Below are 12,475 nucleotides of genomic sequence, written 5' to 3' on the forward strand. Positions count from 1 at the left end.
TAATCAGCCGATTTCCCCTTCGCCAAGACACCGAACCCATGACTGAGTCCGTTCTTGACTACATGACCCGCTTGGGTCGCGCCGCTCGCCAGGCCTCCCGGGTGATCGCCCGCGCCAGCACCGCGCAGAAAAACCGCGCCCTGCAGGCCGCCGCCGATGCCCTGGACGCCGCGCGCGCCGAGCTTGCCGCAGCCAACGAACAGGACCTGGCCGCCGGCCGTGCCAACGGCCTGGAGCCCGCACTGCTGGACCGCCTGGCCCTGACGCCAGCGCGGATCGACGGCATGATCACCGGCCTGCGCCAGGTGGCCAGCCTGCCGGACCCGGTCGGCGCCATCCGCGACATGAGCTATCGCCCGTCGGGCATTCAGGTCGGCAAGATGCGCGTGCCGCTGGGGGTGATCGGGATCATCTACGAGTCGCGCCCCAACGTGACCATCGACGCCGCGAGCCTGTGCCTGAAGTCGGGCAATGCCACCATTCTGCGTGGCGGCTCCGAGGCCATTCACTCCAACCGCGCCATCGCCACCTGCATTCAGCGTGGCCTGGCCGAGGCCGGTTTGCCTGCGGCGGTGGTGCAAGTGGTCGAAACCACCGACCGTGAAGCAGTCGGCGCGCTGATCAGCATGCCCGAGTTCGTCGATGTGATCGTACCGCGCGGCGGCCGTGGCCTGATTGAGCGCATCAGTCGCGATGCCCGCGTGCCGGTGATCAAGCACCTGGACGGTATCTGCCATGTTTACGTGGCCGAACACGCCGACCTGGACAAGGCCTGGAACGTGGCATTCAACGCCAAGACCTATCGTTATGGCATTTGCGGCGCAATGGAAACCCTGCTGGTCGACCAGCGTGTGGCCGAGGGCTTCCTGCCGGAAATGGCCCGTCGCTTCCATGAAAAGGGCGTAGAACTGCGCGGTTGCGAGCGCACGCGTGCAATCGTCGATGCCAAACCGGCCTCGGAAGACGATTGGCACACGGAATACCTCGACGCCATCCTGTCGATCCGCGTGGTCGACGGCCTGGACCAGGCCATCGAACACATCAACCACTATGGCTCGCACCACACCGATTCGATCATCACCGAACACCAGGGCCAGGCCCGGCAGTTCATGGCTGAAGTCGATTCGGCGTCGGTGATGCTCAACACCCCAACCTGCTTCGCCGACGGCTTCGAGTACGGCCTGGGTGCGGAGATCGGCATCTCTACCGACAAGCTGCACGCTCGCGGCCCGGTCGGCCTGGAAGGCCTGACCTGCGAGAAGTACGTAGTGATCGGCGATGGTCAACTGCGCGGCCAGGGGTCCTGCTGAGTTGAGCAAAACCCCGGCAGCCCGGCGCATCGGCATTCTTGGCGGTACGTTCGACCCCGTGCACATCGGCCACCTGCGCAGCGCGCTGGAAGTGGCCGAGTTCATGGGGCTGGACGAGCTACGCCTGCTGCCCAACGCCCGGCCGCCTCACCGCGACACCCCGCAGGTGGCGGCCCAGGCCCGGCTGGCCATGGTGCGCGAAGCCGTGCAGGGCGTTGAACGCCTGAGCGTGGATGCCCGTGAGCTGGAGCGCGACAAGCCGTCGTACACCATCGATACGCTGGAGTCCATTCGCGCCGAACTGGCTGCCGATGACCAATTGTTCCTGGTGCTGGGCTGGGATGCCTTTTGCGGCCTGCCGGGTTGGCACCGCTGGGACGAGTTGCTGCAACACTGTCACATCCTGGTGCTGCAACGCCCGGATGCCGACGTTGAACCCCCTGATGAGCTGCGCAACCTGCTGGCTGCGCGCTCCGAGAGCGATCCCACCGCCATGTCCGGCCCGGCGGGGCATATTTCGTTCGTCTGGCAGACACCGCTTGCGGTGTCGGCTACACAGATCCGACAGCTGCTGGCCAGCGGCAAATCGGTGAGGTTCCTGGTGCCGGACGCCGTACTGGCCTACATAGAGGCGCACGAACTGTATCGTGCACCTAACTGACGGTGCCTGCGGGTGCCTCATCCAAACGAGTTGAAAGAGTTTTATATGAGCAAGCAGAAAATCAATGGCGAAGATCTGGTCAAACTGACCATCAGCGCGCTGGAAGACGTCAAGGCCCAAGATATCCAGGTAATCGACGTGCGCGAAAAGCACAGCCTGACCGACTACATGATCATTGCCACCGGTACCTCCAACCGCCAGATCAACGCGATGCTGGAAAAGGTCCGTGAAACGGTCAAGAAAGAGGGCGCGCAGCCACTGGGCGAAGAAGGCAAGGGCGACAGCGACTGGGTACTGCTGGACCTGAACGACGTCATCGTGCACATGATGACTGCCGCCGCTCGCCAGTTCTACGACCTGGAGCGCCTGTGGCTGGGTGCCGAGCAAAGCCGTGCCGCCGATGCCAAGCACCACAGCCCGGAAAACGCCAGCGACTACTTCACCGACAAGCTCAAAGACCGGGAATAAGGAAACGTCGTGCGTCTGCGCCTGATCGCGGTCGGCTCGCGCATGCCCAAGTGGGTGGAGGAAGGCTGGCATGAATATGCCAAGCGCCTGCCCCAGGAGCTGTCGCTTGAGCTGGTGGAAATCCCGCTGAACACCCGTGGCAAGAATGCCGACGTCGCCCGCCTGATCCGTCAGGAGGGCGAGGCCATGCTGAGCAAGGTTCAGCCTGGGGAACGCATTGTCACCCTCGAGGTCCATGGCAAGCCCTGGAGTACCGAGCAGCTGGCAACCGAGCTGGACCGCTGGCGCCTGGACTCGCGCACGGTAAATTTGATGGTGGGCGGCCCGGAAGGGCTGGCGCCTGAGGTGTGCGCGCGTGCCGAGCAACGCTGGTCGCTGTCGCCGCTGACCCTGCCGCACCCGTTGGTAAGGATACTCATCGGCGAGCAGATTTACCGCGCCTGGACGGTTTTGTCCGGGCACCCTTACCACAAATGAGCCTGTAAGCAGTCCGATGTCGCAGCCGATTCGTCTCAAGGACCACGAGAAAGACGCCCGCCTGGTGCGTAACCGCGTCGTGGTCGGCGCGGTGGCGATCATGCTGCTTATTTGCGTGCTGATTGCCCGGCTGTACTACCTGCAGATCATCCAGTACGACTATCACTCCACGCTTTCGGAAAACAACCGGGTGCATGTGCAGCCGATTCCGCCTACGCGTGGGCTGATCTTCGACCGCAACGGAGTGATCATCGCCGACAACCGGCCCAGCTTCAGCCTGTCGATGACCCGCGAACGTGCGGGTAACTGGCAGCAAGTGCTGGACAGTATCGTCGAAGTGCTGGAGTTGACGCCGGAAGACCGCACGCTGTTCGAAAAGCGTATGCGGCAGGGTCGTAGGCCGTTTGAGCCCGTGCCGATTCTGTTCGAGCTGAACGAAGAGCAGATCGCACGCGTGGCGGTAAACCAGTTCCGCCTGCCCGGTGTGGAGGTGGTGGCGCAACTGGTGCGTCACTATCCGCAGGGTGCGCATTTTGCCCATTCGGTCGGTTATGTGGGGCGCATCAACGAGAAAGAGCTGAAAAGCCTCGATCCGGTGAATTACAGCGGCACCCACCATATTGGCAAAACCGGCATCGAGCGCTTCTACGAAGACGAATTGCACGGCCAGGTGGGTTACGAAGAGGTCGAAACCAACGCCCGGGGCCGCGTGCTGCGGGTGCTCAAACGCACCGACCCCAAGCCCGGCAAGGACATCGTGCTGAGCCTGGACATCAAGCTGCAGGAAGCCGCCGAAGCCGCGCTGGCTGGCCGCCGTGGCGCAGTGGTGGCGCTGGACCCGCGTACGGGCGAGGTGCTGGCGATGGTCAGCCAACCGAGCTTCGACCCTAACCTGTTCGTGACCGGTATCAGCTTCAAGGCCTACGCCGAGCTGCGCGACTCGATCGACCGGCCCTTGTTCAACCGCGTGTTACGCGGCCTTTATCCGCCGGGTTCGACCATCAAGCCCGCGGTAGCCATTGCAGGCCTGGACAGCGGTGTGGTCAATGCAGGTAGCCGGGTGTTCGACCCGGGCTATTACCAACTGCCCAATTACGACCACAAATACCGTAACTGGAACCGCAGCGGTGACGGCTGGGTGGACCTGGATACCGCGATCATGCGCTCCAACGACACCTACTTCTACGACTTGGCTCACAAAATGGGCATCGATCGGTTGTCGAGCTACATGAACAAGTTCGGCATCGGCCAGAAGGTTGCCCTCGACATGTTCGAAGAGTCGGCAGGCCTGATGCCGTCCCGCGAATGGAAGCGCGCCACCCGTCGACAGGCCTGGTTCCCGGGGGAAACCCTGATTCTGGGGATCGGTCAGGGCTACATGCAGGCCACCCCGCTGCAGCTCGCCCAGGCCACCGCGCTCATCGCCAACAAGGGTGTGTGGAACCGCCCGCACCTGGCCAAGACCATCGAAGGCCTGCCGCCGGTAGACCCGAACCCGATGGAAAACATCGTCCTGCGCGACAGGTCGGACTGGGCCAAGGTTACCCATGGCATGGAGCAGGTGATGCACAACGCCCGTGGTACAGCGCGCAAGGCTGCGCTCGGCGCCCAGTACCGCATCGCCGGCAAGAGCGGCACCGCCCAGGTCGTGGCGATCAAGCAAGGCGAGAAGTACGACCGCAACAAACTTCAGGAACGCCACCGCGACCACGCGCTGTTCGTTGCCTTCGCCCCGGCTGACGATCCGAAGATCGTGGTATCGGTGATGGTTGAGAACGGTGAGTCCGGCTCTGGCGTTGCCGCCCCCGTGGTTCGGCAGATCATGGACGCCTGGCTGCTCGATGAGAGCGGCCGGCTCAAGCCCGAATTCGCTCCTGCCACCGTTGCCCAGGAAACGGCCCCGTGATGAACAACTTCGATCGCATGCTCTCCAGCGAGGACGTGATGCGTCGGCGCGCCAGCTTCCTGCAGCGCATCCATATCGACGGCCCCTTGCTGATCATCCTGCTGACCCTCGCGGCTGGCAGCCTGTTCGTGCTTTATTCGGCCAGCGGCAAAAACTGGGACCTGCTGCTCAAGCAGGCTACCTCGTTCGGTATTGGCCTGGTGTCGATGTTCGTCATTGCCCAGCTCGAGCCACGCTTCATGGCGCGGTGGGTGCCGCTGGCCTACCTGGCCGGGGTGTTCCTGCTGGTGGTGGTGGACGTCATGGGCCACAACGCCATGGGTGCCACGCGCTGGATCAACATCCCCGGGGTGATCCGGTTCCAGCCCTCGGAATTCATGAAGATCATCATGCCAGCGACCATCGCCTGGTATCTGTCCAAGCGTACGTTGCCACCGCAGCTTAAGCACGTGGCCATCAGCCTGGTGCTGATCGGCGTGCCGTTCATCCTCATCGTGCGCCAGCCTGACCTGGGCACTGCACTGCTGATTCTGGCCTCCGGTGCCTTCGTGCTGTTCATGGGCGGGCTGCGCTGGCGCTGGATCATCAGCGTGCTGACAGCTGCCGTACCCGTGGCAGTGGCCATGTGGTTTTTCGTGATGCACGACTACCAGAAGCAGCGCGTGCTGACCTTCCTGGACCCCGAGAGTGACCCGTTGGGCACAGGCTGGAACATCATCCAGTCCAAGGCGGCCATCGGTTCGGGTGGCGTGTTCGGCAAGGGCTGGCTGCTGGGCACCCAGTCGCACCTGGACTTCCTGCCTGAAAGCCATACCGACTTCATCATTGCGGTGCTGGGCGAAGAGTTCGGCCTGGTCGGCATCTGCCTGTTGCTGATCGTCTACCTGCTACTGATCGGTCGCGGGCTGATGATTACTGCCCAGGCGCAGACCCTGTTCGGCAAGCTGCTGGCGGGCAGCCTGACCATGACCTTCTTTGTGTACGTATTCGTCAATATCGGCATGGTGAGCGGCCTGCTGCCCGTGGTGGGCGTGCCGCTGCCCTTCATCAGTTATGGCGGAACTTCGTTGGTGACGCTGCTGTCAGCGTTTGGCGTTTTGATGTCAATCCATACCCATCGAAAATGGATTGCACAGGTTTGAAAAAGGTGAAGACATTCATGCAAGCAGTGCGTAACTGGGCTGCCCGTTGTGCGCCGTGGATCGGTGCGGTGGGCCTGTTCGGCGCTGTCCAGCAGGCCAACGCCGGCGACTATGACGGCTCGCCCCAAGTGGCCGAGTTTGTTGGCGAAATGGTCCGCGACTACGGCTTTGCCGATGAGCAATTGATGGGCGTGTTCCGCGAGGTACAGCGCAAGCAGTCGATCCTGGACGCCATTTCGCGCCCGGCCGAGCGTGTCAAACCGTGGAAGGAATACCGGCCGATGTTCATCACCGACGCGCGCATTGCCCGTGGTGTGGACTTCTGGCGCCAGCATGAAGCCGTGCTGGCCCGTGCCGAGCAGGAATATGGTGTGCCGGCGCAGTACATTGTCGCGATCATTGGCGTTGAAACGTTTTTTGGCCGCAATACCGGTAACTTCCGCGTGATTGATGCCTTGTCGACACTGGGCTTCGATTACCCGCCCCGTGCCGAGTTCTTCCGCAAGGAACTGCGTGAGTACCTGCTGCTGGCGCGCGATGAGCAACTGGACCCGCTTACCCTCAAAGGTTCCTACGCAGGGGCAATGGGCCTGCCGCAGTTCATGCCCAGCAGTTTCCGTAATTACGCCGTGGACTTCGACGGTGACGGCCACATCAATATCTGGAATAACCCCGACGATGCCATCGGCAGTGTTGCCAGCTACTTCAAGCGCCACGGCTGGGTGGCAGGCCAAGGCGTGGTCAGCCGCGCCCAGGTCAGTGGCACACGGGCCGACGAAGGCCTGACCACAGGCATCGAGCCTGTGAAAACGGTGGGAGAGTTGCGGGCGCTGGGCTGGTCGAGTCATGATGCGCTGCGCGATGATCTGCCGGTAACCGCCTTCCGCCTGGAAGGCGACAACGGCCCCGAATACTGGATGGGCCAGAAGAACTTCTACGCGATCACTCGCTACAACCGCAGCGTGATGTATGCCATGGCGGTGCATCAGCTTTCGGAACAGCTGGTCCAAGCACGGGGCGTCAAGTAATGCGCGCAATTTTCTCTGCCAATACCTTCAAGCTGATGGCCTGCATGACCGTTGGCATGCTGCTGGTCAGTTGCTCGTCCAGCCGCCCGCCTGCCCAGCAGAGCGGCAACACGGTGCGCTCGCAGCCGGGGTTGGACATCAACCGGGCCCACAAGGACGGCGCGCCGTGGTGGGATGTGGATGTAAACAAGATCCCGGATGCCACGCCGACTGTGCACACAGGCAACTACAAGGCCAACCCATACACGGTACTGGGCAAAACCTATTACCCCATGCAGGACTCGCGCAACTACCGCGCCGAGGGCACCGCATCGTGGTACGGCACCAAGTTCCATGGCCAGAACACTGCCAACGGTGAGCTTTATGATCTGTATGGCATGAGCGCGGCGCACAAGACCTTGCCGCTGCCGGCTTATGTGCGGGTGACCAACCTGGCCAATGGCCGCAGCGTGATCCTGCGTGTCAACGACCGTGGCCCGTTCTATTCCGACCGCATCATTGACCTGTCCTATGCCGCTGCCAAGAAGCTTGGTTATGCCGAGAGCGGTACTGCGCATGTGCGCGTCGAGGGTATCGACCCGCAGCAATGGTGGGCCCAGCGTGGCCAGCAGCCGCCGCTGATGCTCAAGGAGCCGCAGGCCGCCCAGACGCAGGCGATTGCCGCCAATACCGGGCGTGTCGAGCAATGGACGCCACCGCCGCAACAGCATGCGGCACCAGTGGTGCCGGTGCAGGTGGGCGGTAACAATGTGCCAGCCAGCAACGGCGGCAGCTTCCTGCAGGTGGGCGCTTTCGCCAACCCGGACGCGGCCGAATTGCTGCGCTCCAAATTGAGCACCATGGTCAGCGCGCCGGTGTTCATCAGTTCGGTCGTGCGTAACCAGCAAACCCTGCACCGCGTACGCCTTGGGCCAATCAACAGCCAGGGCGAAATCCAGCAGGCGCAAAACAGCATCCGCCTGGCGAACCTTGGCCAGGCCAAGCTGGTCACAGACTGACTCGACCTGCAAGCTGCAAGATAAGAGCGGGCCAATAATGGCTTGGCTCTTCGCTTGTGGCTTGAAGCTCCAAGCTGTCGGTTTTGTCATGAATTGCCCTGCGCAGCCATGTACAATGTCGGCTTTTGCCCGCAGCGACATCCTGTCGCACTTTGCAGGCCCGGCCTCAGGCCGCAAAAACTAGACTGACTGGCGCTGGGCACACGATGTGGCCCACGAAACATCAGACCATTAGCGATTTAGAGAGACGGATGAACATCACCAAACTTGCCAAACGACTTTGCCTGCCCGTATTGCTGCTGATCACGCCGGTTGCGTTCGCCGCCGAGCAGATGATGCCTGCTGCACCGCAACTGGCCGCCAAGTCCTACGTACTCATGGACGCGTCCAGCGGTAACGTGCTGGTCGAGAACAACGGTGACGAGCGTCTGCCGCCAGCCAGCCTGACCAAGCTGATGACAGCCTACATCGCCACCCTGGACATCCGCCGTGGCCAGATCGGCGAAAACGACCCGGTCACCGTCAGCGAAAACGCCTGGCGCACCGGCGGTTCGCGCATGTTCATCAAGGTGGGCAGCCAGGTTACCGTCAGCGACCTGCTGCACGGCATCATCATCCAGTCGGGTAACGACGCCTCCGTCGCCCTGTCCGAGCACATCGCCGGCAGCGAAGACGCGTTCGCCGACATGATGAACAAGACCGCCGCCGACCTGGGCATGAGCAACAGCCACTTCATGAACCCGACCGGCCTGCCGAACCCGGAGCACTACTCTTCGGCTCACGACATGGCCCTGCTGGCCCGTGCGATCATCAACATCGATCCGGCGCACTACGCCATCTACTCGCAGAAAGAGTTCTTCTGGAACAACATCAAGCAGCCGAACCGCAATCTGCTGCTGTGGCGTGACAAGACGGTCGACGGCCTGAAAACCGGCCACACCGAAGAAGCTGGCTACTGCATGGTCGCTTCTGCCGTACGTGATGGCCAGCGCCTGATCGCCGTGGTGTTCGGCACCAACAGCGAGCAGTCCCGTGCTGCCGAAACCCAGAAGTTGCTGACCTACGGCTTCCGCTTCTTCGAAACCCAGACCTTCTACCAGAAGGGTACCGAGCTGACCAAAGCCCCGGTATGGAAGGGCGCCACCAGCGAAGTCAAGGCTGGCCTGGCCAACGACCTGACCATGACTATGCCTAAAGGCCAATTGAAGCGCCTGCAGGCTTCGATGACCATGAACCCGCAACTGACCGCGCCAATCGCCAAAGGTGACGTGATCGGTAAAGTGGAAGTCAAACTGGACGAGAACGTGGTTCACAGCGCCGACCTGATCGCCCTCGATGGCGTTGAGGAAGGTGGTTTCTTCCGCCGTATGTGGGATAGCATCCGTCTATTCTTCTACGGGTTGTTCAACTGATATCGTGACCTGCACGCCCCCGCATGATCTGGCGGGGGCGTTGTTGTTGCCACGGCTTACGAGGCCGTTTCCGCCATGAGCGAACCTGACGTCAAGTCGCACAAAATCGAATTCCCCTGCGCCGATTACCCGATCAAGGTCATCGGCGATACCGTTGTCGGCTTCAAGGACACGGTTATCGAGATCCTGAGCAAGTACGCCAAGGTCGACCTTTCCACCCTGGCCGAGCGCCAGAGCAAGGAAGGCAAGTACACCACGGTGCAATTGCACATCATTGCCGAAAGCGAAAACCAGCTGCACGACATCAACAGTGCCTTGCGCGCGACCGGCATCGTGAAAATGGTGCTTTGATGTCGCTTTGTCTCGGTTTTCGCGATCTTGGCCTGCAGCCCTATGAACCGGTGCTGGAGGCCATGCGTCGCTTCACCGAGCAGCGCAGCCCGGACAGCCAGGATGAAATCTGGCTGGTCGAGCACCCCGCGGTCTTCACCCAGGGCCAGGCCGGCAAGGCAGAGCACCTGCTGGTACCGGGCGACATCCCGGTGGTCAAGACCGACCGCGGCGGCCAAGTGACGTACCATGGCCCCGGGCAGCTGGTCGCCTACTTGCTGCTGGATGTACGCCGCCTGGGCTTTGGCGTGCGCGAGCTGGTAAGCCGCATCGAGCAGACGCTGATCGACTTGCTCGCCAGCTATGGCGTCACTGCTGCCGCCAAGCCCGATGCGCCGGGTGTCTATGTCGATGGAGCGAAAATCGCCTCCCTCGGCCTGCGAATCCGCAACGGCCGTTGTTTCCACGGCCTTGCTCTGAACGTGGACATGGACCTTGCGCCATTCCGCCGAATCAACCCCTGTGGGTATGCGGGGCTGGCCATGACCCAGCTACGTGACCTGGCAGGCCCGATCGAACTCGACGAGGTCAGGACAAGGCTGCGCGGACAGCTGGTCAAGCACCTCGACTATGCTGAGCAGACGACCCTGACGGGCGGAATCGACTGAATATGACAACTGTGCAAGAAGCCGTGCCGAACCTGATACCCACCCAGGATGCCACCCCGCGCCCCGCGCCGAAGAAGGTGGAAGCTGGTGTAAAACTGCGTGGCGCCGACAAGGTCGCGCGTATTCCGGTGAAGATCATCCCAACCGATGAGCTGCCGAAAAAGCCTGACTGGATTCGCGTGCGCATTCCGGTTTCCCCGGAAGTCGACCGTATCAAGCAACTGCTGCGCAAGCACAAGCTGCACAGCGTGTGCGAAGAGGCCTCCTGCCCGAACCTGGGTGAGTGCTTCTCGGGCGGCACTGCAACCTTCATGATCATGGGTGACATCTGCACCCGTCGCTGCCCGTTCTGCGACGTTGGCCATGGCCGGCCAAAACCGCTGGACCTGGACGAGCCGAAGAACCTGGCCGTGGCGATTGCCGACCTGCGCCTGAAGTACGTGGTAATCACCTCGGTGGACCGCGACGACCTGCGTGACGGCGGTGCCCAGCACTTTGCCGACTGCATCCGCGAAATCCGTGCGCTGTCGCCGGGCGTGCAGCTCGAAACCCTGGTGCCGGACTACCGTGGCCGCATGGACGTAGCGCTGGAAATCACCGCGCAGACGCCGCCGGACGTGTTCAACCACAACCTGGAAACCGTACCGCGCCTGTACAAGGCCGCGCGCCCGGGTTCGGACTACGACTGGTCGTTGGACCTGCTGCAGAAGTTCAAGCAAATGGTCCCGCATGTTCCGACCAAATCGGGCCTGATGCTCGGCCTGGGTGAAACTGACGAAGAAGTGATCGAAGTGATGCATCGCATGCGCGAGCATGAGATCGACATGCTGACCCTCGGCCAGTACCTGCAGCCGTCGCGTAGCCACCTGCCAGTACAACGCTTCGTGCACCCGGATACCTTTGCCTGGTTTGCCGAAGAAGGCTACAAAATGGGCTTCAAGAACGTCGCGTCGGGCCCGCTGGTGCGCTCGTCCTACCATGCCGACCAGCAGGCGCACGAAGCCAAGATCAAGCTCTGATCCTGGCGTGAGCCGTACATGCCGATGCGCGTCGAAAGGCGGCATCGGCATTTTTGTTTCTGCAGCTGCAAGGAGTTGCGATGAACTGCGTCGAAGACCATGAAACCCTGCTGCCCAAGGCGCTACCGGCCAATGCCTGTTTTGCCATCGTTGCCCCGGCCGGATCCGCGCGGCTTGACGCGCAGAAGGCCAGCCAGTGGTTTGCCGACCGGGGGTACCGTTGCTGCATCTACCCGGGCGTTGACCATGCCCAGGGTTACCTGGCAGGTTCTGATGAGCAGCGCCTGAAAGACTTGCACGCAGCCTTTGCCGACCCTGATGTCGATGCCATTTTGTGTATGCGCGGCGGTTACGGCAGCATGCGTTTGCTTGACGGGCTCGATTTTGAGCTGATTCGGCGCAACCCCAAACCGCTGATCGGATACAGCGATATCACCGCGTTGCATACGGCCATCCTGCGGCATGCCGGGTTGATAGCCTTCCACGGTGCAATGTTGAATGCCGATTTGCTGGGCGCCAAGCTACAGCCGACCGAGTCGTCGCTGATTGCGCAGCTTGGTGGGCATCTGGGGCAGGGCGATGAAATTGTCCATCCGGCTGATTTCCCCCTCAGTTGTATAGTGCCAGGTGTGGCCAGTGGGCGGCTGGTGGGCGGTAATCTGTCGATGTTGGGGGCGACGCTGGGGACGTTGGCTGAAGTGGCTACGCAGGGCAGCATTTTGTTCATCGAGGACGTCAACGAGCCGCTTTACCGGGTGGACCGGTTGCTGACCCAGTTGCGCCTGGCGGGCAAGCTGCAGGGCATCAAGGGTGTGCTGGTGGGGGATTTTGCCGGGATCACGGTGGCGGCGTTGAGGCCGTTGCTTGTGGATATCTTTGGGCCGCTGGGCGTGCCGGTGCTGGCCGGGTGGCGCAGTGGGCATTGTGATCCGAATGTGTGTTTGCCGTTGGGGGCTGAGGTGAGTCTGGACAGTGAGCGGATGGCGTTGGTGTTGCTGCAGGATTTGTTCAGGGCTTGAGGTTTTTGGGGCCGCTTTGCGGCCCATCGCGGATGAA

The 12,475-nt window shown here is 62.0% G+C and carries 13 protein-coding genes; all 13 read left to right on the top strand.

What is annotated here, in order from left to right; translation table 11 throughout:
* Window positions 1–38: 38 nt before the first annotated feature.
* The 13 genes from PVV54_RS02845 to PVV54_RS02905 all read left to right on the top strand — a co-directional run bounded on the left by PVV54_RS02845 (window position 39) and on the right by PVV54_RS02905 (window position 12,438).
* Window positions 39–1,310, top strand: coding sequence for a glutamate-5-semialdehyde dehydrogenase (locus PVV54_RS02845; RefSeq protein ID WP_274908507.1), 1,272 nt, complete (start codon window positions 39–41; stop codon window positions 1,308–1,310).
* Window positions 1,279–1,971, top strand: coding sequence for a nicotinate-nucleotide adenylyltransferase (gene nadD, locus PVV54_RS02850; RefSeq protein WP_274908508.1), 693 nt, complete (start codon window positions 1,279–1,281; stop codon window positions 1,969–1,971). The genes PVV54_RS02845 and nadD overlap by 32 nt, the downstream gene beginning before the upstream one ends.
* 45 nt (window positions 1,972–2,016) lie before the next feature.
* Entirely contained in the window at window positions 2,017–2,439 is a 423-nt protein-coding gene (gene rsfS / locus PVV54_RS02855) for a ribosome silencing factor (protein WP_274908509.1), read from the top strand.
* Window positions 2,440–2,448: 9 nt separating this feature from the next.
* The gene (gene rlmH / locus PVV54_RS02860; protein ID WP_008090421.1) at window positions 2,449–2,916 is read left to right on the top strand and encodes a 23S rRNA (pseudouridine(1915)-N(3))-methyltransferase RlmH; all 468 of its coding nucleotides are present in this window, start codon (window positions 2,449–2,451) and stop codon (window positions 2,914–2,916) included.
* Window positions 2,917–2,932: 16 nt separating this feature from the next.
* Window positions 2,933–4,822, top strand: coding sequence for a penicillin-binding protein 2 (mrdA, locus tag PVV54_RS02865; RefSeq protein WP_274908510.1), 1,890 nt, complete (start codon window positions 2,933–2,935; stop codon window positions 4,820–4,822).
* A 38-nt stretch (window positions 4,823–4,860) separates the two neighbouring features.
* The gene (gene rodA, locus PVV54_RS02870) at window positions 4,861–5,964 is read left to right on the top strand and encodes a rod shape-determining protein RodA (RefSeq protein WP_274910379.1); all 1,104 of its coding nucleotides are present in this window, start codon (window positions 4,861–4,863) and stop codon (window positions 5,962–5,964) included.
* 17 nt (window positions 5,965–5,981) lie between these two features.
* Window positions 5,982–6,992 (top strand): lytic murein transglycosylase B, encoded by a 1,011-nt coding sequence (gene mltB / locus PVV54_RS02875; RefSeq protein ID WP_274908511.1) that lies wholly within the window; start codon window positions 5,982–5,984, stop codon window positions 6,990–6,992.
* On the top strand, window positions 6,992–7,990 hold the full coding sequence (locus tag PVV54_RS02880) for a septal ring lytic transglycosylase RlpA family protein (RefSeq protein ID WP_274908512.1): 999 nt from the start codon (window positions 6,992–6,994) through the stop codon (window positions 7,988–7,990). The genes mltB and PVV54_RS02880 overlap by 1 nt, the downstream gene beginning before the upstream one ends.
* Before the next feature lie 251 nt (window positions 7,991–8,241).
* Entirely contained in the window at window positions 8,242–9,402 is a 1,161-nt protein-coding gene (locus PVV54_RS02885; protein WP_274908513.1) for a D-alanyl-D-alanine carboxypeptidase family protein, read from the top strand.
* A 75-nt stretch (window positions 9,403–9,477) separates the two neighbouring features.
* A complete protein-coding gene (locus PVV54_RS02890) occupies window positions 9,478–9,753 on the top strand; it encodes a DUF493 domain-containing protein (protein WP_274908514.1) in 276 nt (91 codons plus the stop codon).
* Entirely contained in the window at window positions 9,753–10,400 is a 648-nt protein-coding gene (gene lipB, locus PVV54_RS02895; protein ID WP_274908515.1) for a lipoyl(octanoyl) transferase LipB, read from the top strand. The genes PVV54_RS02890 and lipB overlap by 1 nt, the downstream gene beginning before the upstream one ends.
* Window positions 10,401–10,402: 2 nt before the next feature.
* A complete protein-coding gene (gene lipA / locus PVV54_RS02900; RefSeq protein WP_274908516.1) occupies window positions 10,403–11,419 on the top strand; it encodes a lipoyl synthase in 1,017 nt (338 codons plus the stop codon).
* An 80-nt stretch (window positions 11,420–11,499) separates the two neighbouring features.
* Window positions 11,500–12,438 carry a S66 peptidase family protein gene (locus PVV54_RS02905; RefSeq protein ID WP_274908517.1) on the top strand — a complete coding sequence of 313 codons (939 nt, stop codon included), beginning with the start codon at window positions 11,500–11,502 and terminating at the stop codon, window positions 12,436–12,438.
* Window positions 12,439–12,475 lie beyond the last annotated feature (37 nt).

Origin of the sequence: Pseudomonas sp. PSKL.D1, assembly GCF_028898945.1 — a bacterium.
Classification (GTDB): domain Bacteria; phylum Pseudomonadota; class Gammaproteobacteria; order Pseudomonadales; family Pseudomonadaceae; genus Aquipseudomonas.